Annotated in this window: 22 protein-coding genes; 4 read left to right on the top strand and 18 right to left on the bottom strand. The window is 62.9% G+C overall.

The features are described from left to right. Positions 1 to 11 precede the first annotated feature (11 nt). Both J3R84_RS13655 and J3R84_RS13660 read left to right on the top strand, forming a co-directional pair. Positions 12 to 869, top strand: coding sequence for an SDR family NAD(P)-dependent oxidoreductase (locus J3R84_RS13655; protein WP_025428157.1), 858 nt, complete (start codon positions 12 to 14; stop codon positions 867 to 869). Positions 870 to 964: 95 nt separating this feature from the next. Further along, entirely contained in the window at positions 965 to 2,521 is a 1,557-nt protein-coding gene (locus J3R84_RS13660; RefSeq protein ID WP_025428158.1) for a VOC family protein, read from the top strand. A gap of 230 nt (positions 2,522 to 2,751) precedes the next feature. On the opposite strand, the gene J3R84_RS13665 is transcribed toward J3R84_RS13660, so the two are convergent. The 11 genes from J3R84_RS13665 to speB all read right to left on the bottom strand — a co-directional run bounded on the left by J3R84_RS13665 (position 2,752) and on the right by speB (position 12,666). Continuing rightward, the gene (locus J3R84_RS13665) at positions 2,752 to 3,315 is read right to left on the bottom strand and encodes an NADPH-dependent FMN reductase (RefSeq protein WP_025428159.1); all 564 of its coding nucleotides are present in this window, start codon (positions 3,313 to 3,315) and stop codon (positions 2,752 to 2,754) included. Positions 3,316 to 3,437: 122 nt separating this feature from the next. Continuing rightward, positions 3,438 to 4,391 carry a ring-cleaving dioxygenase gene (locus J3R84_RS13670; protein ID WP_025428160.1) on the bottom strand — a complete coding sequence of 318 codons (954 nt, stop codon included), beginning with the start codon at positions 4,389 to 4,391 and terminating at the stop codon, positions 3,438 to 3,440. 214 nt (positions 4,392 to 4,605) lie between these two features. Then, the gene (locus tag J3R84_RS13675; RefSeq protein ID WP_025428161.1) at positions 4,606 to 5,385 is read right to left on the bottom strand and encodes a carbon-nitrogen hydrolase family protein; all 780 of its coding nucleotides are present in this window, start codon (positions 5,383 to 5,385) and stop codon (positions 4,606 to 4,608) included. Then, the gene (locus J3R84_RS13680) at positions 5,382 to 6,182 is read right to left on the bottom strand and encodes an ABC transporter permease (RefSeq protein WP_025428162.1); all 801 of its coding nucleotides are present in this window, start codon (positions 6,180 to 6,182) and stop codon (positions 5,382 to 5,384) included. Before J3R84_RS13680 ends, J3R84_RS13675 begins: the two co-directional genes overlap by 4 nt. Continuing rightward, on the bottom strand, positions 6,179 to 7,033 hold the full coding sequence (locus tag J3R84_RS13685) for an ABC transporter permease (protein ID WP_025428163.1): 855 nt from the start codon (positions 7,031 to 7,033) through the stop codon (positions 6,179 to 6,181). The genes J3R84_RS13680 and J3R84_RS13685 overlap by 4 nt, the downstream gene beginning before the upstream one ends. Further along, entirely contained in the window at positions 7,030 to 8,067 is a 1,038-nt protein-coding gene (locus J3R84_RS13690; protein WP_025428164.1) for an ABC transporter ATP-binding protein, read from the bottom strand. Before J3R84_RS13690 ends, J3R84_RS13685 begins: the two co-directional genes overlap by 4 nt. A 119-nt stretch (positions 8,068 to 8,186) precedes the next feature. After that, positions 8,187 to 9,266, bottom strand: coding sequence for an ABC transporter substrate-binding protein (locus J3R84_RS13695; RefSeq protein ID WP_025428165.1), 1,080 nt, complete (start codon positions 9,264 to 9,266; stop codon positions 8,187 to 8,189). Positions 9,267 to 9,339: 73 nt separating this feature from the next. Continuing rightward, a complete protein-coding gene (locus J3R84_RS13700) occupies positions 9,340 to 9,987 on the bottom strand; it encodes an amino acid ABC transporter permease (RefSeq protein ID WP_025428166.1) in 648 nt (215 codons plus the stop codon). Next, on the bottom strand, positions 9,984 to 10,652 hold the full coding sequence (locus tag J3R84_RS13705; RefSeq protein WP_025428167.1) for an amino acid ABC transporter permease: 669 nt from the start codon (positions 10,650 to 10,652) through the stop codon (positions 9,984 to 9,986). Before J3R84_RS13705 ends, J3R84_RS13700 begins: the two co-directional genes overlap by 4 nt. Positions 10,653 to 10,716: 64 nt before the next feature. After that, positions 10,717 to 11,511, bottom strand: coding sequence for a transporter substrate-binding domain-containing protein (locus tag J3R84_RS13710; RefSeq protein ID WP_025428168.1), 795 nt, complete (start codon positions 11,509 to 11,511; stop codon positions 10,717 to 10,719). Positions 11,512 to 11,604: 93 nt separating this feature from the next. Beyond that, positions 11,605 to 12,666, bottom strand: a complete 1,062-nt coding sequence (gene speB, locus J3R84_RS13715; RefSeq protein WP_025428169.1) for an agmatinase — start codon at positions 12,664 to 12,666, stop codon at positions 11,605 to 11,607. 222 nt (positions 12,667 to 12,888) lie between these two features. Between speB and J3R84_RS13720 the strand changes: the two genes are divergently transcribed. Together J3R84_RS13720 and J3R84_RS13725 are read left to right on the top strand one after the other, a co-directional pair. Then, positions 12,889 to 13,935 carry a LysR substrate-binding domain-containing protein gene (locus J3R84_RS13720; RefSeq protein WP_025428170.1) on the top strand — a complete coding sequence of 349 codons (1,047 nt, stop codon included), beginning with the start codon at positions 12,889 to 12,891 and terminating at the stop codon, positions 13,933 to 13,935. Positions 13,936 to 13,953: 18 nt separating this feature from the next. After that, positions 13,954 to 15,132 (top strand): aminotransferase, encoded by a 1,179-nt coding sequence (locus J3R84_RS13725; RefSeq protein ID WP_025428171.1) that lies wholly within the window; start codon positions 13,954 to 13,956, stop codon positions 15,130 to 15,132. Between the two features lie 108 nt (positions 15,133 to 15,240). On the opposite strand, the gene J3R84_RS13730 is transcribed toward J3R84_RS13725, so the two are convergent. The 7 genes from J3R84_RS13730 to J3R84_RS13760 all read right to left on the bottom strand — a co-directional run bounded on the left by J3R84_RS13730 (position 15,241) and on the right by J3R84_RS13760 (position 22,460). Continuing rightward, the gene (locus J3R84_RS13730; RefSeq protein ID WP_025428172.1) at positions 15,241 to 16,086 is read right to left on the bottom strand and encodes a DMT family transporter; all 846 of its coding nucleotides are present in this window, start codon (positions 16,084 to 16,086) and stop codon (positions 15,241 to 15,243) included. 226 nt (positions 16,087 to 16,312) lie between these two features. After that, on the bottom strand, positions 16,313 to 17,746 hold the full coding sequence (locus J3R84_RS13735; protein ID WP_025428173.1) for an aldehyde dehydrogenase family protein: 1,434 nt from the start codon (positions 17,744 to 17,746) through the stop codon (positions 16,313 to 16,315). Between the two features lie 16 nt (positions 17,747 to 17,762). Further along, a complete protein-coding gene (locus tag J3R84_RS13740) occupies positions 17,763 to 18,497 on the bottom strand; it encodes an MBL fold metallo-hydrolase (protein WP_025428174.1) in 735 nt (244 codons plus the stop codon). A gap of 4 nt (positions 18,498 to 18,501) precedes the next feature. Continuing rightward, positions 18,502 to 19,602 carry an ABC transporter ATP-binding protein gene (locus J3R84_RS13745; protein ID WP_025428175.1) on the bottom strand — a complete coding sequence of 367 codons (1,101 nt, stop codon included), beginning with the start codon at positions 19,600 to 19,602 and terminating at the stop codon, positions 18,502 to 18,504. Continuing rightward, positions 19,599 to 20,390, bottom strand: coding sequence for an ABC transporter permease (locus J3R84_RS13750; RefSeq protein ID WP_025428176.1), 792 nt, complete (start codon positions 20,388 to 20,390; stop codon positions 19,599 to 19,601). Before J3R84_RS13750 ends, J3R84_RS13745 begins: the two co-directional genes overlap by 4 nt. After that, a complete protein-coding gene (locus J3R84_RS13755) occupies positions 20,390 to 21,253 on the bottom strand; it encodes an ABC transporter permease (RefSeq protein WP_025428177.1) in 864 nt (287 codons plus the stop codon). Before J3R84_RS13755 ends, J3R84_RS13750 begins: the two co-directional genes overlap by 1 nt. 112 nt (positions 21,254 to 21,365) lie before the next feature. After that, a complete protein-coding gene (locus J3R84_RS13760) occupies positions 21,366 to 22,460 on the bottom strand; it encodes an ABC transporter substrate-binding protein (protein ID WP_025428178.1) in 1,095 nt (364 codons plus the stop codon). Positions 22,461 to 22,488: the final 28 nt, after the last annotated feature.

A 22,488-nucleotide genomic window follows, 5' to 3' on the forward strand; every position in this document is an offset into this window, starting at 1 on the left:
GAGCTTCCGCCATGTCTCACCCCGCCTTTGCCCCCGATCACCTTGCCGTCGTCACCGGCGCCGCTTCCGGCATCGGCCTTGCCAGCGCCCGCCGTTTCGCGCGGCTCGGCATGCGTGTCGTACTCGCCGATCTCGACGGCGAGCGCCTGACGCGAGCTGCAGCCGAGGTCGCAGAGTTGTCGTCGCAGGGCACGGACTATGTTGCAGCCATCCCGGCGGACGTTTCTCGCCTTGAAGAGATCGAAGCGCTGGAGCGCGACGCCCGCGCGCGCTTCGGGCCAGTCCATGTGCTGATGAACAATGCCGGCATTCAGCCCGGCAGCGCGATATTCGGCCCCCAGGCAAACTGGGAGGCGGTACTCGCCGTCAATCTCTGGGGCGTCATCAACGGTTCACGCGTCTTCGCCTCGCACATGACCGCCCATGGCCAGCCGGGCGTCATCATCAACACCGGCTCGAAGCAGGGCATCACCACGCCTCCCGGCGACCCCGCCTACAATGTTTCAAAAGCCGGCGTGAAGGCGTTCACCGAGGCGCTGGAACATGAATTGCGCAACATCGCCGGCGGCCAGGTCCACGCCCATCTGCTCATCCCCGGCTTCGTCTACACGTCGCTGACCGCAAGTGGCCGCACGGAAAAACCGGAAGGCGCCTGGACGCCGGATCAGACAGTAGACTTCATGATGGAAAGCCTTGAGCGCGGCGACTTCTACATCCTCTGCCCGGACAACGACGTGATCCGGTCGACTGACGAGAAACGTATTCTGTGGGCAGCCGGCGACATCGTCGAGAACCGGCCGCCGCTGTCGCGCTGGCACCCGGATTATGCCGACGCCTTCAAGGCCTTCCTCGCCAAGGAGCGGAGCTGACTTTTCCGCCCACGTGAACACAGCGTTCTCCGCCGCGGTTCTGGCGCCAGCGATCCGCATGTGGTTTGTGAGCGCATCATATCGGGAGACGAAAAATGACGAGCGGCATCCACCACATCACGCTGATTGCTCGCAAGGTGCAAGCGAACGTCGATTTCTACGTCGGCTTCCTCGGCCTGCGCCTGGTAAAGCGAACCGGCGGCTACGAGGATGCCACCCAGCTCCATCTCTTCTACGGCGACGCTGAGGGCTCCCCCGGCTCGCTTGTGACCTTCCTGATGTGGGAGGACGGCGCACCCGGCCGCGTTGGCCACGGCCAGCCAAGCGAGATCGCCTTTGCCATCGCGCCGGAAAGCATCGGCTTCTGGCTGACGCGGGCGCTCCAGTACAACATCAAGATTTCCGGTCCTGCCCAGGAATTCGGCGAACCGGTGCTGCGGCTCAAGGATCCCGACGGCGTCATCGTCAAGCTCGTGGGAACCAATGCGCTTTCGGCAGCGGCACCATGGAGCACGCGCGACATTCCCCAGGCAGACGCGATCCGGCGCCTGCGCGGAGCGACGATCCTGACGGAGCAGCCGGCCGACTCCGCCCGTTTTCTCGCGGAGCACTTCGGCTATAGCGAAACCGGCGCCACCGACACGATCCGCCGCTTCACCTCGCAATCGGGCGACATCATCGACGTGCGCGACGCCACCGGTTTCTGGACATCGGCACCCGGCACCGGCACGATCGACCATATCGCCTTTCGCGCCCCGGACAAGGAAACCGTTCTGAAGGTCCGCGACGACCTCAAACGTGACGATGCCGGCGTCATCAACGCCCACGACCGCAAATACTTCTATTCGCTTTATGTCCGCGAACCCGGCGGCTCGCTCTACGAGTTTGCAACCGACAAGCCCGGCTTCACCGTCGACGAGCCGAAGGAGACGCTCGGCACGGAGCTGTTCATCCCCGCCCATTTTGCCGACCGCACTGCGGAAACGCTGGTCAGCTTGCCGCAGTTCGCGCTGCCGGGGGAGCCGCGCCTGGCGGAGCGGGACCTGCCCTTCGTTCATCGCTTCTATCATCCGGAGACGCCCGACGACCGCACCTTCGTGCTCCTGCACGGCAGCGGCGGCAACGAGACGCAGCTTCTGCACCTCGCCCATCAGGTGGATCACGACGCCACGCTGCTCGGCGTTCGCGGTCGCTCCACCGAAGAAGGCTCGCCGCGCTGGTTCCGGCGCTATTCCTCGACCACCTTCGACCAGAGGGATGCGCGCTCGGAGGCCGACGCCTTTGCGGCCTTTCTTGAAGGCGCGCGCGATGGCTACGGTATCGATCTCTCAAAGGCCGTTTTCATCGGCTATTCCAACGGCGCCAACCTGCTGGGCGCGCTGATGACCTTGCATCCAGGCCTGATCCGGCAGGTGGTGTTGATGCGCTCGATGGTGGTTCTCGACGATATGCCGACGCCCGATCTCGCCGGCACGAACATCCTGCTTTTGACGGGCAAGAGCGACGGCTACGGCCAGTTTGCGCCGCGCCTCAAAACTGAGCTGGAGAAGACCGGCGCCAGGCTCACGGCCATCGATCTCGACATGGGGCATGAAATCGGCGCTCCCGATATCGCTGCCATCCAGCAATGGCTGACAGAAAACAGCGTCTGAGGGCTCGCGGACGAAGGAAGAGTTCGCGTTGGCAGCGTAGCAGGCGCACCCTCAATTCTCTCCGTCATGCTCGGGCTTGACCCGAGCATCCACGGCCTCAAGGCTTTGAGCCACGTTGCACCGACGGTGCGCGCGCAGATGGATCCTCGGGTCAAGCCAGAGGATGACAAAATTCGGTCTTTCGCCACCTCGTGGGAGGCTAGACAAGTGTCCCCTCAGGACTGAAGCCCTTAATTCCCACTCTTTGCCGCAGCAAAGTCTGCGAAAGCCTTGACGAAGGCGCGCAGACGGTCGCTCGCGTCCGTGTCCGTCAGCAGCCCGTCCTGATCGAACAGGCTTTCCGCGCGCGGCAGCATCAGCCGCTTGCCCGACCACAGCTCGGCGCCGAGCGTACGCATGACCGGCAGCCAGGCGTTTTGGCTGAGGATCGTGCCGAAATTGCCCGGCGACGCACCTGCGAGCGCAAAATGTCGCCCACGAAACACCTTGGCGATATCGGCCGATGGCCGGCTCAACCAATCGATCGCGTTCTTGAAAACCCCCGGCATCGAATTGTTGTATTCGGGTGTGAACAGGATCACGCCGTCGGCTGCCATGATCTTCTGTTTCAGCGCGGTAACGGCCTCGGGGATGCCGTCCCTGGCCTCGACATCGCCGTCATAGAGCGGAATGCCATGCAGCGTCGCGGTTCCGAATTCGACACCATCGGGCGAGGCTGACGCGGCAGCCTTCATCAGGCCTGTGTTGAACGACGCCTTCCTGAGGCTTCCTGAAATGCCGAGGATTTTCACCATGATCTGACCCTTTGCTGCTTGTTGCCGCCATCATGGGTCGATGCGACGGGAAAGCCAATGGGATCAGGGGGATGTAAAACCGAAAAAGCCGGGGACGAGCCCCGGCTTTCTGCTTTTGATCGTTATTCCAGCGGCTTCAGCCGTGCCTCGATCTGGGCCCGCTTCGGCTCCAGGAACGGCGGCAGCGACAGGCTTTCGCCAAGCGTTTCCATCGGTTCGTCGACGGCAAACCCCGGCCCGTCGGTGGCGATCTCGAACAGCACGCCGTTCGGCTCGCGGAAATAGAGCGAGCGGAAATAGTAGCGTTCGACCTCACCGCTCGACTGCAGGCGGAAGCCCTGCAGGCGCTCCGTCCACGCCGTCAGCGCATCTGTATCCGGCGCCCGGAAGGCGACGTGATGCACCGCGCCGGCACCCTGGCGGGCGGGCGGCAGGCCGGGCTGAACGGCCACATGCAGTTCAGCTGCGGGACCACCTTCGCCCATCGAGAACACATGCACCTGGCCCTCGCCATCCGGCGACGGATAGCGTCTTGCCTCGGTCATGTTCATCACCTGCGTCAGCACCAGCTCGGTGTTGGTGATATCAGGCACGCTGATGGTGATGGCCCCAAGACCCTTGATCTGGTGCTCGGCCGGAACCGGGCTCTTTTCCCAGGGGTGCGAGGGTGAAAGTCCGCCGTCGTCGATCAACCGGAAACGCTGGCCTTCGCCGTCTTCGAAGTCGAGAGAGATGCGGCCGTCGATTTCGCGCACATCGCCGGCGGTCACCTTCATCTCGTCGAGGCGACCCTTCCACCAGCGAACACTATCGGCACTGCCGACCCGCAGGCCGGTGCGCGAGATGCTGTGCGTGCCGCGGCCTTCGCGTCCGACCGGCCAGTCGAAGAAGGTCAGGTCCGTTCCCGGGCTCGCTTTGCCGTCGGCGTAAAACAGGTGATAGGCGGTTGTATCGTCCTGGTTGACGGTTTTCTTGACCAGGCGCAGCCCGAGAACCTTGGTGTAGAAGTGCAGGTTCTCCGGCGCGTTCGCCGTGATTGCCGTCAGATGGTGAATACCCGTCAGTTGCAAACTCATGATTGCCTCCAATGCGTGGCTTTTCTGTTGAGCACAATATGGGGCGGCACGGCGATTGCGAAAGTGGACAATGTAGAACGCAATGTTCTTCTGGAGTGAACGATCTCCGCACAACCTCGGAGCATTTCCAGGAAAAGCGCGAAGCAGTTCTTCGTCAGGAAATGCGTAAAACTAGGAGACAGAGCGTTTCCACGATCGTCCAAACCGGAGAAGCCTACGTGCGATTGAGATCACCGAGATAGGTATTTTCCAGCCGCGAGATCGCGAAGCTCGCCGGATTGATGTCGGCAAAAATCAGCGCCTCGTGGCCGGCGTCACCCTTGGCCAGCACCTGTCCGTCCGGCGATGCGATGCGCGAGAGGCCGGCAAAGGAGAACATCGGGTCCGAGCCGCAATGGTTGATATAGGCAACGAAGACCTGGTTCTCGAAGGCGCGCGTCTGGATCATGTGGTCGGTGATGAAGGTGCCCGACCATCCGGCCGGCAGCGCCGTCGGCACCAGCACCGCTTCGGCACCCGCCAATGCCAGCCTGCGCACATTCTCAGGAAACTCGACATCGTAGCAGATCAGCATGCCACAGGTGACGCCACGGTGGGCGAACAGCCGTGTCGACGGTTTTTCGGCCCTAAACAGCGACCGCTCGTAGTCGCCGTAGAGATGCGATTTGCGGTAAACGGTCGGCGTCGCATCGCCATCGACATAGACGGCGCTGTTATAGATGTCGTTGCCATCGAGTTCGGCGAAACCGGCGATCAGCGCGATGCCGCTTTCCCGCGAAATCTGCGCCAGGCGCCGGACGATCAGTCCATCCGCCGGCTCGGCGAGATCGCGGATCGCCCCCCCCGCGCCATACCCGGTAAGGCCGAGTTCCGGCGTCATCAGCAGCGTCGCTTCTCTCGCAGCCGCCTCCTTCGCCGCCCGCGCAAGGCGGTCGAGATTGGTGGCGACATCGCCGCAGGCCGATTGCATCTGGAGCGCGGCGAGCTTCATCATTTTCCGTCCGACGACATGGCGCCCAAAAGCTTCGGCAGGTCGCCGAAACGGGCAACGAGACCGAAGATCACGGCGGCCGTAGTGACGAACAGGATCGTCACCGACGCCATGGTCGGCGTGTAGCCGTAGCGAAGCGCATTGAAGATCTTGATCGGCAGCGTTTCCATGGTGAAGCCGACGGTCATGTAGGCAACGATGTATTCGTTGAGCGAAAGCACGAAGGCGAACGCGTAGCCCGAGACGATATAGGGCAGGATCAGCGGCAGGACGATGGTGCGAAAGATCGTGCGCTCATCGGCCCCCATGGTCGCGGCTGCCTCGACCAGCGATCGGTCGATCGCGGTGAAGCCGAGCGACAACGTCACCAGCGGCAGCGTCACGAAGAAGATCGCGTGGCTGACGACCGCCGTCCAGGGCTGGCCGTAGAAGCCGACCGTTGCCCAGAAGGTGAGCATGCCAAGCGCGGTGATCACGGGCGGCAGCGTAAAGGGCGCGACGCCGAGCAACTGGAAGATATTGGCCCAGGGCGCGATCCGGCGCCAGAGGAACCAGGCCAGCGGCAACGCTATCGCAACGGCAAGGGCCGCCGACAGCAACGCCAGCGTGACGGAGGCGAAAAGCGCGCTGCGCCATTCCGGATTGAGGAAGATCTCGCCGTACCAGGACAGCGAAAAGCCCTGTGGCGGGAAAGCCAGCGTCTGCTTGGCATTGACCGATACACCGGCAACGACGATCAGCGGCAGCGCCAGGAAGAGCCCGATCAGGAAGAAGTAGGCCTTGCGGAAGATCGAGGTCATACCGCTTCTCCCTTGCGTCCGGCAATCACGGTCAGCGCCACGAGCCCGAGCGTCACCAGCACCAGGAACACCGCCATGGCCGCGGCAAAAGGCATGTTCGACTGGTAGATCGCCTGGTCGGTGATCAGCACCGACAGGGTCCAATGCTGCGGCCGGCCGAGCAGCTGCGGCAGCAGGTAGGAACCGAGCGCGAAGATGAACACCATGATCAGCGTTGCAGTGATGGTGTTTCTGAGCGCCGGCACGACGACGGTGAAGAAGGCTTTGAGCGGCGATGCGCCAAGCGTCCGGGCAGCCTCCGTCAGGGTCGGGTCAAGCCGCACAAGTGCCGGGAAAAGCACCAGCACCGTATAGGGGAAAGCCTGGTAGACCATGCCGGTCAGCACCGCGCCGAAACTCGGGGTCAGTGCCTTCGCCTCGCTCATGATGCCGAGCGCCACCAGAATGTTGGTAATGCCGGCCGTGCGAGAGAACAGCGTCGACCAGGCAAAGCCGATGATGACTTCCGACAGCGACAGGATCGACAGGAGCGCCACGAGCCAGAGCACCTGCACCTTTCGTCCCATGCGGGTCAGCATGTAGGTAAAGGGCAGCGCCAGCACGACGCAGCAGATCGCCACGGTGATGGCGAGCAGCAGCGAAAAGCCGAGCACACCGCCGAAGAAGGCGGAGAGGAAGCGCGCATAATTGTCGAAGACGAAGGCCGGCGTGTAGAAGCCGCCCTGCTGGCGCTGGAAGAAGCTGACGGCGATCATGGTGCCGAAGGGCACGACGAAGAAGATCGTCAGCATCGCCGCGGGAAAGAGGAGCGGCGCGTAATCGCCAAGGGTCTGGGGCGGTTCGCGTCTCATTTCTTCAACACCACGCAAACGTCGGGGGTAAGCGCAATGCCGACCTCCTGGCCGACGGTGACGTCTGGCCGGCCGCGCGGCGTCGAGACCGCGACGATCTGCCGGCCGGCAATGTCGACGAAGGTTTCGATCGTGCCGCCGAGATCGCGCACAAAGGTGACCTTGCCAGTGAGTGCGCCGGCACCGGGTGCGGTCAGGTGCACATCTTCAGGACGAACCGACAGCGTTCCCTTGGAAGCGCCTGCAGGCAATGCAAGGCCGGCAATCGGCTGCCCCAGCACCTCGACGCGGCCGGCACTGTCGGCCTGCACCTCGAGAAGATTGGTCTGGCCGATGAAGTCGGCGACGAAGCTGTCGGCGGGGCGGCGATAGATCTCGATCGGCGACGCGGCCTGGCGGATCTCGCCACCGTTCATCACGACGACCGTGTCGGCCATGGTCATCGCTTCGCGCTGGTCGTGGGTAACGACGATGGTGGTGATGCCGAGCTTCTGCTGCAGCTGGCGCAATTCCACCTGCATCGCCTCGCGCAGCTTGGCGTCGAGTGCCGACAGCGGCTCATCGAGAAGGAAAAGTTTGGGCGAGATCGCCAGTGCGCGCGCGATCGCGACACGCTGGCGCTGGCCGCCTGAAAGTTTGGCAACGGGCCTGTCGGCATAACCGGTCAGATGGATCATCGACAGCAGTTCGTCGACGCGCTTCTTCTGGTCTTCCTTTGCCGCACCGCGGATGCGCAAGGGGTAGGCGATGTTCTCGCCGACGGTCAGATGCGGGAAAAGCGCCAGCGACTGAAACACCATGCCGAGATTGCGCTTGTGCGTCGGCACATGGGTGATGTCGTCGCCATCAAGTTGGATCGCCCCGCCGGTCGGCAGGTCAAGGCCGGCGATCATGCGCAAAAGCGTGGTCTTGCCGCAACCGGACGGGCCGAGCATGCAGACGAACGTCCCGTGCGGCACGTTGAGGTCGACATTGTTGACGGCTCTGAAGGATCCGAATTCCTTGACGACGTTTTGAAGGGCGAGTCCGGACATTGTCTCTCCGCGGGATAGTCCCCTCCCGTCTGCGGGAGGGGTGGCAAGGGAGACGATGCCCCCTTTCGTTTAAGCTCCGGCCCTCCCCTTTAAAAAAGCGGAGGGCCAACGTCTTGTCATCAGCCGACGATCAGCTCGGTCCACTTCTGGTTGAGCCAATCGGACTTGGACTGATAAAGGTCGTAGCGCGGCACGATCGGCTCGATGTCAGACGAAACGGCTGCAAATTCCTTATCCGTCAGATCGGTGACTTCGCGCTTGACGGTCGGCGACGTGCCGACCTTGCGCGACAGGGTCGCCTGGATCGAAGGCTGGCACATGTAGTCGATGAAGACATGGGCTTCCTCGGACTTCTGCGAGGCGCGCGACAGTGCCCAGCAACCGGAATCCTGGATGCCGCCTTCCTTCGGGAAGGTCGAGCGCACCGGATTGCCGTCGGCGGCCGCAAGGCCGGTCACGTCGTGATAGTACTGGCCCATCGGGATTTCACCCGACTTCAGCGACTGCTCGAACTGTGCCTCGTCGCGGTACCAGAGCCGGACGTTCGGCTTAACCTCGGCGAGCTTTTCGAAGACCTTGAGGATGCCCTCTTCGGTATCAAGCGCATTGGTGCCGCCGAAGTAGGTCTTGGCGGTCACTTCCAGTAGGAAGGAGTTGGAAACCAGCGCCAGCAGGCCCAGCTTGTCGGCATTTGCCGGATCCCAGAACGCGGACCAGGAGGTCGGCGCTTCCTTGTAGACATCGGTGTTGGTGACCAGCGTGATGTACCAGGACACGGCCCCGATGCCGGCAACGCGGCCATCCGGATATTTGTTGACGAAGCGGTCGAGCAGGTTCGAGCTGTTCTTGATCTTCGCCATGTCGATCGGCGTCCACAGCTCGGTCGACTGTCCCTTGAGCATCGCCACCTGCGACATCATCGAAACGTCGGCCGGCGCCTGGCCGGCGCGTGCGGCCTGCTCCAGCTGAACGAGCCAGGCTTCGCCGGTCGGCTCGGCGATCGATTCGATCGCAATGCCCGTCGCCTTGGTGAATTCCGGGAAGATGTTCTTGTCGAACGAGGTTTTGAAATAGCCGCCGTAAACGCCGACCTTCAGCGACTTGTCCTGGGCGCGCAGTACCGAGGGCATCGCCAGCATCGAAGCGCCGGCAAGACCCGCGCCGAGCAGCGTGCGGCGCTTGATGGAAGTGGTGATCATCATCTTTCTCCTTTGTTTCGGCGGTGATCCGCCTTGTTCCCTGTTCTCTTTGATTTCTTGCACATTTTCGGTCTCAGTGCGCGGGCATTTTGCGTTCCAGCATGCGTGCATATTGTGTCAGCGGATAACACAGCACGAAGAAGATCACCGCGACCAGCCCATAGACCGTGAAAGGTTCGAAGGTTGCATTATTGATCGCATTGGCGGTTCTGAGAAGCTCCTCGAAGCCGATGATCGACGTCAGCGCCGTGCTCTTGATGAGCTGGACGAGGAAGCCGACAGCCGGCGGCCGGGTGATCGCGAACGCCTGCGGCAGGATCACCAGGCGCAGTTCCTGCAGGCGATGCAGCCCGAGGCTGGCGCCGGCATCCCACTGGCCGGCCGGCAGGGCTTCGACGCCGCCGCGCCAGATCTCGGCAAGATAGGCGCTGGCATAGAAGGTCAACCCCAATGCTGCCGCGGTCCATGGCTCGATGCGAAAGCCAAGCATCGGCAGACCGAAGAACATCAGGAACAGTTGCATCAACAACGGCGTGCCCTGAAACAGCGCGATGTAGCCCGAGCCGAACCGACGCAGCCACTTCTGTTTCGATATGCGCGCAAACAGGATCATCAGGCCGACGGCAGCCCCACCGGCAAAGGCGACAAGCGATAGAAGCAGCGTCCAGCGGGTCGCAAATACCAGATTGCGCAGGATGTCCCAGAAGGTGAACTCGATCATGACACGCCCGCCCCAAGCATGCGCCGGCCGCCCGCCACGAACAGACGGCGGATCATCATCGACAACGCGAGATAGATCAGCGTGACGACAAAATAGGTTTCGAAGGATCGGAAGGTCCGCGCCTGCAGCAGGTCCGCCTCATGGGCGAGTTCCCGCACGGCGATCTGCGACACGACCGCCGATTCCAGCATCATGATGATCACCTGGCTGATCAGCGCCGGAAAGATGACCTTCAGAGCCTGCGGCAGAATGATCTTGACGAACACCTGCCGTGGCCTCAGCCCGAGTGCAAAGGCTGCCTCGCCCTGGCCCTTCGGCACGGCGTCAAGGCCGGCACCGACGATCTCCGTGGTGTAGGCCGCCATGTTGAGCGTCATCGCCAGGATCGCCGCGACGATCGGATCGAGCCGGATGCCGAGGCTCGGCAGACCGAAGTAGATGAAGAACAACTGCACCAGGAACGGCGTGTTGCGGATCACTTCGACATAGACGGCAACCGCCTTGCGCAGCACGCCGTAACGGCTGCGGCGGGCGGCTGCAAAGACAATGCTGATCAGAATGCCGAGCACCATGGTGCAGGCGATCAGAAAGAGCGTCATCGCAGCGCCATGGGCGATCGCGCCCGCGGCATCCCGAAGCCACCCGAAATCGAGGCTGTAACCCATCGTCGCAACCTTTCCCCGAAAGGCACCCACGGAGACGCATGTCCCCGTGGGCGTCAAGTGCTGATTAGTCTTTCAGGTTTTCGGGGTTGAGCGGCGTCTTCAGCCAGGCCTCGGAGCTGGCATTCAGCTTGCCATCGGCAAGCATCTTGGCAACCGCGTCGTTGACGGCCGTCTTCAGGGCTTCCTCGTTCTTGTTGAGGCCGATATGCGACGGCGAGGTCAGGAGCTGGAACTTCTGTTCCGGCTTCAGCGCCTCCTGGCGGGCCAGCACCTGCGCACCGACGTCGTTGCCGACGACCATCAGCTGGGTCTGGCCGGAGATGAACGCCTGGATCACGGCATTGTAGTTGTCGAAGCGCTGGATCGCGGCGGTCGACGGCGCTGCCTCGGTCAGCGACGTATCTTCCAGCGTGCCGCGGTTGACGGCGATCGTCTTGTCCGCAAGGTCGTCCTTGCCGGCAACCTTGAGCTCAGCCGGACCGATGACCGCGATGTAGTAAGGTGCGTAGGCCGCGGCGAAGTCGATCACCTCGGCACGTTCCTTGGAGAAGCCGACGCTCATCAGGATGTCGACGCGCTTGTCGTTGAGATAGGGAATGCGGTTCTGGCCGGTGACGCTGACCAGGTTGAGCTTGACGCCGAGGCCGTCGGCGATCTGCTGGGCGACATCGACGTCATAACCCTTGATGCTCATGTCGGCACTGGCCGAGGAGAAGGGCGGGAAGTCCGAGAAGATGCCGACATTGATCTGGCCGGCCGACTTGATGTCGGCGAGCGCGTCGGCACGTGCGATACCGGTTGCCGCGCCCAGCATCAGAGCGGCGGCGAATGCTGCTTTCATCGTCTTGTGAAGTGTCATTGTCGTTCCCCTGTCCGGAAGCATTGTTGGTTGTGGCATTTGCTGGTCGGCCGCCGCTTCCAGTCCGGCAGCCGACAATCTTTCTTTCAGGCGTCAGGCGGACTTGCCGGTAACGGCCGGGCTGAACACCATGAGGCTGAGGATCTCGAACAGAACCTGGGCGCCGGCATGCGCCGTGTTGGTCGTCGCGTCATATTGCGGCGCGACCTCGACGACGTCGCCGCCGACAAGGTTGATGCCCTTGAGGCCGCGGATCAGTTCCAGCACTTCGCGGGTGGTGAGACCACCGATTTCAGGCGTGCCGGTGCCCGGTGCAAAGCTCGGATCAACGCTGTCGATGTCGAAGGAGAGATAGGTCGGGCCGTCGCCAACGATCTTCTTGGCCTTCTCGATGATCGCGGGAATGCCGAGACCGGTGACTTCCTCCGCATGGATGACGGTCATGCCGGACTCGTAGGAGAACTCCCAGAGATATTCGGCCGAGCCGCGGATGCCGATCTGCACGACACGGGTCGGATCGAGCACACCGTCGAGCACCGCGTTGCGGAACGGGCCGCCATGGTGGAACTTGGTGAGGTCGTAGGCGCCGCCGGTGTCGCAATGGGCATCGATGTGGATCATGCCGACCGGCTTCTTCTTGCCGACGGCTTTCAGGATCGGATGGGTGATCGAATGGTCGCCGCCAACAGACAGCGGAATGACGCCGGCATCGACGATCTGGTTGATGCGCTTTTCGATATCGTCGTGGCTAAGCTCCAGCCGGTAGCGGCTCTGGAACGGCACGTCGCCGATGTCGGCGACACGCAGTTCGTGAACCGGCGCGCAACCGAGCACATGGTTGTAAGGGCCGATGCGCTCGATCGAACGCAGCGCCCGCGGTCCGAAGCGCGAACCAGGACGGTTGGTGACGCCAAGATCCATGGGGATGCCGACGATCGCGACCTGCAGATTGCCGAAATCGGGCTCGTCCGCATCAACAGCCATGTGCGGCGCCGTCAGGAAAGTCGGGATGCCGGAATAGGGCGCAAGGCGCGTGCCGCTCTTGGTGAAGATCTTGTCGGCGACGCGGCGGAAGGTCGGGTCGAACAGCTCGCCGCCATGGCTTTCACCGTATTTCGCCTTGAGTTCGCCAAGCTTCTTTTCGTCCCAGGCCATCCGCTCAAACCTCCGTCATGTCAGCCGGGGAATGCGCACAAAGGCGCCACAGATCAGCATCTGCGGATGGGGCCGGTTCTCTCCGGCTCAATCAAGTTCCCCAGGCTTTTTGCCCTGTTGAGTTCCATTAGGTGACAAATCCTCTGGAAAATCAATTGACATTGTTATAGCGTTTCGTGTGAGAAAAATTCACATGACAACAGCCCGCCGGAACCAAGCTTTTTGTCCAGCCGCCTGCCGCCCCTGAACCCCTTGCGCGCCTTCGAGGCGACGGCGCGCCGTGGCTCCGTGTCGGCTGCCGCGCGCGAACTGAACGTGACGCACGGCGCCATCAGCCACCAGATCCGCGCGCTCGAACTCTCGATCAACGCCACGCTATTCGTGCGCGGCGGAAAGCGGCTGAAGCTGACGCCGCAGGGCGCGCTGCTACTTCCGGCGGTTACCCACGCCTTTGCCGAAATCGCCGCCGCAACAGCCGCCATGACGCGCCCGACCACCAGCGGCGAGTTGCGCATCACCTGCGTCCCCGCCCTGCTCTCCTTCTGGCTGATCCCGCGCCTGCACCTCTTCACCGAGCAGTTTCCCGATGTGCGGCTGACGCTGATCGCCTCCAATGATGCCGCCTATCTCGATGCGTCCGATGTCGACGTCTGCCTGATCTATGGCGACGGCAACTGGCCGGGCTGCTGGTCGAAGCTCTGGAGCCGGCTGGAACTGTTCCCGGTCGTCAGCCCGACATTGCTGAATATGCGGCCGTTGCGCTCCGTGCGCGACCTGCGCGACCATGTGATGCTGCATGGCGACGACGGGCGCGAATGGAACACGTGGCTGGCAGCGGCCGATGCCAGCGACCTGCAGCGCGGTCGCCAACATTTCATGAGCGATGCGCGGCTTTCGACCGAAGCGGCGCTGCACAATCAGGGTGTCGCGCTTGGCGACACCATCACCGCCGGCAGCCTGATCGCGCGCGGCGAGTTGATCGCTCCCTTCGACCTGACGGTTCCGGCCAACGACGCCTTTTACGTCGCCTGCCGCAATGAAGTGCTGGCCGCCCCGATCGTGCGTATCTTCATCGACTGGATGTTCTCGGCGCTGGAAAACGACCCGATGCCGGAACTGCAGACCTCCGCGCGCACGATTATTCGCAGCCGAGCCTCGAAATCCGAGCCGACAGACCGTAAATCGGTGAAGGACGGTTTTCAGCCGGTTTCAGCTCCGGCCCGCGGCCGGCGCACGGAACGCCCACAGAAACGCAAGAACAAAGCCTGAGCCATAGGAACACCTGCCATGCCGCATTTCAATCCGCTCGTCGAAAAGCTCTCGTCGCCGCCCGTGCCGTCGGTGCTCGCCTGGGCGAAAAGCTATGATGGCTCCCGCGGGCCGCTGATCGACCTCTCGCAGGCGGTGCCCGGCTATCCGGCGCACCCGGACATGCTGGCATGGCTGGGCGAAGCCGCGGCGTCGACTGCCTATACCGGCTATGGCGCGATCGAGGGTGAAGCGGCGCTGCGCGAGGCCTATGCCGCGCATGTGGCAGGCCTTTATCGCGCCGCGATCACGGCCGACAACATCCACATCACCTCTGGTTGCAACCAGGCATTCATCTGCACCGCGATGGCGATCGCCTCAGCCGGTGATACGATCCTGATGACCAACCCCTATTACTTCAACCAGGAAACGACGCTCGCCATGCTCGGCATCAATGTCGAGCTGGTGCCCTGCGACGCCGGCGCCGGCTTCCTGCCGGAGATCGACGCAATCACTGCTGCGCTGCGGCCGGGTATCCGGGCGCTCGCGCTGGTATCGCCGAACAATCCGACCGGCGCGATCTATCCGCCCGAGCTTCTGTCGCGCATCTACGAAGTTTGCCGCGCCAACGGCACCTGGCTGATCCTCGACGAAACCTATCGCGACTTCCTGCCCGATGCCGGCGCTGCACCGCACGGCCTGCTGCAGACGGAGGGATGGCAGGACAGCTTCATCGGCCTCTACAGCTTCTCCAAATCCTTCTGCATTCCGGGCCATCGCCTCGGCGCAATCACCGCCGGGCCGGCGCTGGTCGAGCAGGTCACCAAGATCATGGACAACCTGCAGATCTGCGCGCCCCGTTCGGCGCAGGCCGCGGTCGCCAAGGCTATTCCAGCACTTGCCGATTGGCGTCTCGGCAATCGCGCCGAGATCGCTGCGCGTACAGACGCGCTGCGCGATGTCATGGGCCGGCTGCCGCAATGGAAGCTGCAGGCGATCGGCGCCTACTTCGCCTATATCCGGCATCCCTTCGCGGACATCGATTCGCAGTTCGTGGCCGAGAAGCTGGCGAAACTCGCCGGTGTCATCTGCCTGCCGGGCGACTACTTCGGCGAAGGCCAGGAAAACTACCTGCGCTTTGCCTTTGCCAATGCCGACGCGGGCACGATCCGCCAACTGGAAGAGCGGCTCGCCGGCTTCAACCTTCCCGGCCTGTAACAGGGCAAGAGCGTATCCGGTTTCGACGCAGCCGCGGAAACGCTCTTGCTCCATGTTTTTACACATTTCCTGACGGAAGACCGCGTTCGCACCTTTCCTGGAAATGCTCTAACCGCGGCGGGCGATCAGGATGCCGACAAGCACGATCGCCCCGCCGATTGCCTGCATCAGCCCGACCGGCTCGGAGAGCAGTATCCAGGCGAGGATCGCCGCGACCACCGGCTGCAGCAAAAGCGTCAGCGACGAAAACGCCGGCGGCAGATAGGCGAGCGCATAGGTGATCGCCACCTGCCCGCCCGCATGGCTGACGAAGGCGAGGCCGAACAGCATCGACCAGCCGAAGAGCGTCGGCGGCAATAGCGTGGGCTCGGACAGAAGCACGATCGGCAGCATGCAGATGGCGGCGGATGCCGTGCTCCAAACCATGATCCGGATGGTGCTGAACAGGCTGCGCAGCCGCCCGATTGCCAGGATGTAACCGGCATAGAACATCGCAGCGATGACGGCGACGCCGTCGCCCAGCAGATTGCCGTCGGCAAGCGCCATCGGGCCGCCCTTGAGGATGATCACGCCGGCGACCGCCGTCGCAAGTCCGATGGCAAACACGGTGCTGATGCGGGCGCGAAAAAGCAGCCAGCTCGCAAGCGTCACGAAAACGGGGGCAAGGTTGGCCAGCAGGGTGGCATTGGCGACCGACGTCTTGGTCAGCGCATAGTGCCAGGCGGCAAGGTCGATTGCGAGGAAGACACCCGGCAGCACCAGCAGCGCATACTCCGACAGCCGCTCGGGCCGCCGGTCGGACGCCGGCGCCCCACGAAACCAGGACCAGGCGAGAAGCGGGATCAGCGCCAGCGCCACGCGCCAGAAGGCCGTCGCCATCGGTCCGACCTCGGACAGGCGCACGAAGATCGGCGAGCCGCCGATCGCAGCCCCGCCGATCAGCAGGGCAGCCATGGCAAGGCGATTATGAGAAGAGGCGGCGGCGGGTGCTGAGGTCACGTCAATGTCCGGCTCTCTGCTGGCGGGCGATCATGGCGCCCCTGAGAAGGCAGCTAGCAGAAGTGCGGCATCGGCAACAGTCGCAATAAATCGCCCGCAGCAACAAAGACGGCCGCCATGCGCAAACACGGCGACCGTCCAATGGTTCTATCGCGCCTCGTCGGCGCAATGCTTGGTGTCGTCAGGCCGCGTCCGGAATATGCACGGTCTTGACCTCAAGGAAATCCTCGAGCCCGAACATGCCGCCTTCGCGTCCATTGCCGGACTGCTTGTAGCCGCCGAAGGGGCTGCCATAACGATGGGGGCCGCCGTTGATGTGGACCATGCCGGCGCGCAGGCGTGACGCCACCCGCTCCGCCCGCTTGGGATCGCCGGTCTGCACATAGGCGGCCAGCCCGTAATTGGTGTCGTTGGCGATCGCGATCGCTTCCTCCTCGGTATCGAAGGGGATGATCGCCAGCACCGGCCCGAACACCTCCTCGCGAGCAATGCGCATGGTGTTGTTGACGTCGGCAAAGATGGTCGGCTTGACGAAGTAGCCGGTCTCGAAGCCCTCGGGCTTGCCGGCACCGCCGACGACAAGACGCGCGCCCTCGGCGATACCCGCTTCGATCAGCGCCTGCACGCGGCCGAACTGGACGTCGCTCACCAACGGGCCGATGTGGCCGCCTTCCTTGGTCGGATCGCCGACCTCGGCTCCACGACCGACGCGGCCGGCGATCTCGACGACCTTGTCGTAGACGCTACGCTCGACCAGCATGCGCGTCGGCGCATCGCAGGACTGGCCGGAATTGTTGAAGCATTCGAGCACGCTTCCGCTCACTCGGTCTTCGAGATCGGCATCGGCAAAGACGATGTTCGGTGACTTGCCGCCGAGTTCGAGCGTCACGCGCTTGACCGTTTCGGCCGCATCCTTGCTGACGGCGATGCCGGCGCGGGTCGAACCGGTAAACGACATCATGTCGATGTCCCGATGCTTCGACAGTGCGGCACCGGCATTGATGCCATCGCCATTGACGAGGTTGAAGACGCCCGCTGGAAAACCGGCCTCATCGATCATTTCGGCATAGAGCATGGCGTTGAGCGGCGTGAATTCGCTCGGCTTCAGCACGCAGGTCGAGCCGGTCGCAAGTGCGGGAACGACCTTGAGCGCGATCTGGTTGATCGGCCAGTTCCAGGGCGTGATCAGGCCGCAGATGCCGATCGGCTCGCGCAGGATCACGTCGCCGTTCGCCAGCGTATCGCGCGTCTTCAGCCGCTTCAGCGCATCGATGAACCCCTGCAGATGGCCGACGCCGACATCCGCCTGCTGCTCGCGCGTCATTGTCGTCGGAGCGCCGAGCTCCATGGTGATGGTGGCCACCATCTCGTCATAGCGGCGCTTGTAGATCGACAACAGCTTTTCGAGCAGCGCCAGCCGCTCGTCGACGCTTGTACGGCTATAGGTGGCGAAGGCCTTCTTCGCAGCGGCAACGGCGCGATCGATATCGGCGGCCGAACCCATCGAAATCACCGCGATCGGCTTCTCGGTCGCCGGGTTCAGCACCTCCAGATCGTTAGGCGTGATCGGATCGACCCATTGGCCGTCGATATAAAACTTCCTTTTGTCGAGCATACGCTCCTCCTTCCCGTCAGATTGTGTTTTCTTTCTCCGCGAGCCAGTCCTTGATGAGCGCGCGGTAGCGCTCGCCTGAAAAGCTCGGAAAATGTCCGCCGTGGACGATACGCGCCGGAATGCGCAGCAACCGTTCCATCGACGCCAGATAGTCGTCGGCATTGGCGTGGTAGGTATCTTCGATCAGCGGCCCGTCGTAGAGGATGTCGCCGGAAAAGAGCACGCCGCTCTTCTCCTCCCAGAGTGCGATGCCACCGGGCGAATGCCCGGGCGTGTGGATCACCTCGAAGACGCGATCGCCAAGATCGATATGATCGCCATCGGCAAGAACAATCGTCGCAGGCGCAGCCTTCACCGCGTAGGTGGTCGAGGCATAGGGCTCGGGCGGCAGCGCGTCGAAAATCTCGTCGGCGACATAGGGGTCGGCAAGCGTGTTGATGCGCGTCGGATGCGCCAGCAGCTCAGCTTCGGCCGCATGCACGGCGCGGCAATCGAATTCGTGATGGCAGCCGATATGGTCGAAATGCGTATGGCTGGCAACGGCGGTCAGTTTGCGCTCGGTGACCAGCGGCACCCACGCGCGCAACGACACCACGCCCATGCCGCTATCAACAAGCATGTCACGGTCGCGCCCGCGCACGTGCCACATGTTGCAGCGGTAGAACTCCTGGATAAAGGGTTCGCAGATGTAGGTGACATCGTCGTCGAGACGCTTCGCCGCATACCAGTCTTTCGGAGCAATTCGCCGCATCTTGCTACAGGGTTCCGCTTGCCGCCGGCAAGGCTACGACGTCGGCAGCCCGCACCGCAAGGGGGACGATCTCGCCGTCGCGCACGTCGGAGGATTGCGGCAGATGCGCCACCAACGCATCGCCGTCGGTTGCGCAAGGCTTGAGGTGGCAACGGTAGTGCGTACCGAAGAAGGCGCTGCCGGCGACCCGCGCATCGCCGAGCGCGAACATCGGACCGTCCGATTTGTCGTTCCCGCGAAAATGCTCCGGCCGAATGGTGAGCGTGATCGCGTCGCCGGCCCTGGGCGCTCTCGCAGTAAAATTGGCGGCGGGAAGCGCCAAGTTGCCGAGCGAGGTTTCAACCTCGGCCGACGAAGCGTCGGCGGCCTTGATCCGGCCGGGAACAAAATTGACCTCGCCCATGAAGCCCGCCGAAAACAGCGATCGTGGCCGCATATAGATCTGCGATGGCGGACCGAAATCCTCGATTCGCCCCTGGTTCATGACGACGATCCGGTCGGCGATCGCCATCGCCTCTTCCTGGTCGTGGGTCACATGCACGAAGGTGGTGCCGACCCGCTTCTGGATCGCCTTCAGCTCATCCTGCATCTGGCGGCGAAGCTTCAGGTCCAGAGCGCCCAAGGGTTCGTCAAGCAGCAGCACTTCGGGATCGACGGCAAGCGCGCGGGCAAGTGCAACGCGCTGACGCTGGCCGCCGGAAAGCTCGTGCGGCCGTTTGCCGGCGGACGCCTTGAGACCGACGAGGTCGAGGAAGCCGAGCGCCTTTTCGTCCCGCTCGGCCTTGCCGAGACCGCGCATCCGGAGCCCGAAGCCGACATTGTCGACGAGCCGCATATGCGGGAAGAGCGCATAGTCCTGAAACATCGTCGTGGTCGGGCGTTTGGCCGGCGTGACGAAGGTCATGTCGCGATCGCCGATGACGACGCGCCCGGAGCTTGGCGACAGGAACCCGCCGAGAATGGAAAGAAGCGTGGTCTTGCCGCAGCCCGAGGGCCCAAGCAGCACGATGAACTCCCCTGCCCGGATGTCGAGCGAGACCCTGTCCAGCGCCGTGAAGTGGCCGAACGTCTTGCTGACGTTTTCGATCGAGACGGGAGCGGTCATTGTTTCTTCGTCCTTCCGAACAGGGAAAACTCGAGGATCAGCAGCAGCGCCACCGAGGCGAGAAAGACCAGCGAGCCGATCGCATTGGTCTTGGGATTGAGGCCAGAGCGCAGCATGCTCCAGATCTCGACGGGCAGGGTCACGTCGAAACGCGACAGCAGGAAGGCGATGATGAACTCGTCCCAGCTGAAGGTCACCGACAGGAAGAAGGCAGCCAGGATCGAAGGCATCAGCATCGGCGCGGTCACCAGCGCCATGACCTTGAAATCATTGGCGCCAAGATCGCGCGCCGCCCGCTCGATGTTGATCTGGTGGTCACCCATCGCGGCATAGATGATCGCAAAGCAGAGCGGCAGGTTGATCACCACGTGACCGATGCCGACCGTCAACAACGAGAGCGGCATGTGCAGCGCATTGAGAAGCGCCAGCAGTCCGAGCGCGATGATCAGATAGCTGACCGTCATCGGCGCGATCAGCAGGCCCCTTTGCAAGGCCGAGCCCGGCAGCCTGTAGCGCGCCAGCGAATAGGCGGCGAGAAAGCCGAGCACGCAGGAGACCAAGGACGAGGAGATGGCGACCAGCATCGAATTGCCGAGTGCTGCCATCAGCTTGCGGTCGACGAAAACAGCCTCGTACCATTGGGTGGAAAAGCCGTTGAACGGCGGCACCGGCAGGCGCCCGTCCTGGAAGGAAAACAGCACGAGCACCGCGACCGGAAGGAAGATGAAGGCGTAGACGAGAGCGAGATAGGCCCAGGACACACCGCCAATGAAAATTCTGCGCAGCATCAGGCCCTCTCGATCTTCAGCCAACGGGCACACAGCACATAGGCGACGGTGACGGCCAGCATGAGGATGATCGACAGCGCCGCTGCCATCGGGAAATCGGCGCGCCGGCCGAGCTGCAGCATGATGATCTGCGGCAGCACCAGCTCGTTGTTGCCGCCGAGGATCTGCGGCGTGACATAGTCGCCAATGCAGAGCACGAAGGTGAGAAATGCGCCGGTCATGATGCCGGGCAAAGTCAACGGCAGCACCACATGCCAGAAGGTCTGGAAGGCGTTGGCGCCAAGGTCGGCGGCCGCGCGGCGATAGTTCGGCGAGAGCTGGATCAGGTTCGAATAGATTGTCAGCGTCAAAAGCATGACGAAGAAGTGGACGAAACCGATCACCGTCGCCGTGCGCGTGCTGGCGATCGCGAGCGGCTCGGAGATCAGCCCGACGCCCGTCAGTATCTGATTGATGACGCCGTTTTTCGACAGCACGAGCAACCATGAGTAAGAGCGGACGACATAGGAGGTCCAGAACGGCAGGATCGCCAGGATCAGCGCCATGCGCTGAAACCGTTTCGGCACGCGCTCGGCAATGATCCAGGCGAGCGGGTAGGCAAGCAGCACCGAAAGGACCGTGACGATAACCGTGATTTCGAGCGAATTGACCAGGCCCTGCAACAGCGCGTTCTCGGAGAAGAAGCGCAGATAGTTGTCGAGATTCCAGACGCGGACGATCTCCCGTCCCTCGCGCTTCCAGAGGCTCATCGCCGCCATGAACAGGAAAGGCACAACGAAGAAGGCGAATGTCCACAAAAGTGCCGGCGCAGCAAAACCCCAGGCTTTCCGGCGGTCGGCATCTTCGAGAGTTGTCGCGGTCATGAAAGCTCCAGATCTGAGCGCCCACCAGACAAGGATGGTGGCCGCAGTTCACCGTCCCACCGGACGGTGGGGCGGCGATCGGCTGCAGGATTGGCGAACGCCGTTCGGGGCGTTACTGCTGCAGCATTTCCGTCCAGGCATCCTGGAACTGCTGATCCAGTTCGGTGGACGGGATCGGATAGAGCTGCGTCTTCTTCAGGTATTCGGCCTGCTCGTTGAACCGCAGCGCCGCCTTCTGCTGGTCTGTCAGGTGCTCGCCGGCCTTGCTGTTTGCCGGCATCGCCCAGTAGCAGGAGGATGTCGCAAGCCGTGCCTGGCCTTCGGGGCTGACGATGTACTGCACGAATTTCAGCGCCAGATCCTGCTTGGTCGAATCCTTCATCACGCCAATCGACTGCGCCCAGCGCACCGCCCCCTGCTCCGGGATCGTCCAGTCGAGATTGGGCTTGTCGGCCGACAGCACCGCGGTGATCCACTCGCCGCCACCGACCAGGATATCGACCTCGCCGGTTGCCAGCGCCGTCTGGGAGGACACGACATCGCTGACCTGCTTGGAAACCGCACGCATTGCCGCCAGCTTTTCCTTGATCGCCGGCATGTCCGCCTCGGTTAGCTCTGCGGTCTTCTTGCCGAGCCCGAGACCGACGAGGCCGATCATCGGCAGGTAGTAGTCGTAGAGCGCGATGCGCCCCTTGTACTTGTCCGACCAGATCACCGAGAGATCCTGCATGTCCTTCGGATCGACCTTGGACTTGTCGTAGGAGATGGTGTTGTAGCCGAACTTTTCCGTGACGGCATAAGTCTTGCCGTCCTTGGTGTTGTTGGCCTCCATCCGGACTTCGGGGAAGAGGTCTGATGTCGGCAAGGCATCGGCCGGCATTTCGGCGAGCAGATCGAGATCGATGGCGCGGTGAACATCGACGCCGTCGATGACGAGGACGTCCCAGTCGCCCGGACGGGACTGGTCGAGGATCGAGAGCGCGGCACCGGTGCCTTCATAGACCTTCAGGTTGACCTTGACGTCGTTGGCCTTTTCGAACGGCTCGACCAGGGCCGGATCCGTGTGGTCGCACCAGACGAGCGCATTGAGTTCTTCGGTCGCGAAAGCCGGTGCCGGAACCGAGACAAGCGAAGCGGCGACGATCGCGCCTGCAGCGACCGAGGAGAAAAATCGGCGCAGGTGCGCGCCGTCATGAACTGACTGCATCATGCTGTTGCCCTCTTGTTTGACGCTC

It is taken from the genome of Ensifer canadensis, from assembly GCF_017488845.2.
GTDB lineage: Bacteria > Pseudomonadota > Alphaproteobacteria > Rhizobiales > Rhizobiaceae > Ensifer > Ensifer canadensis.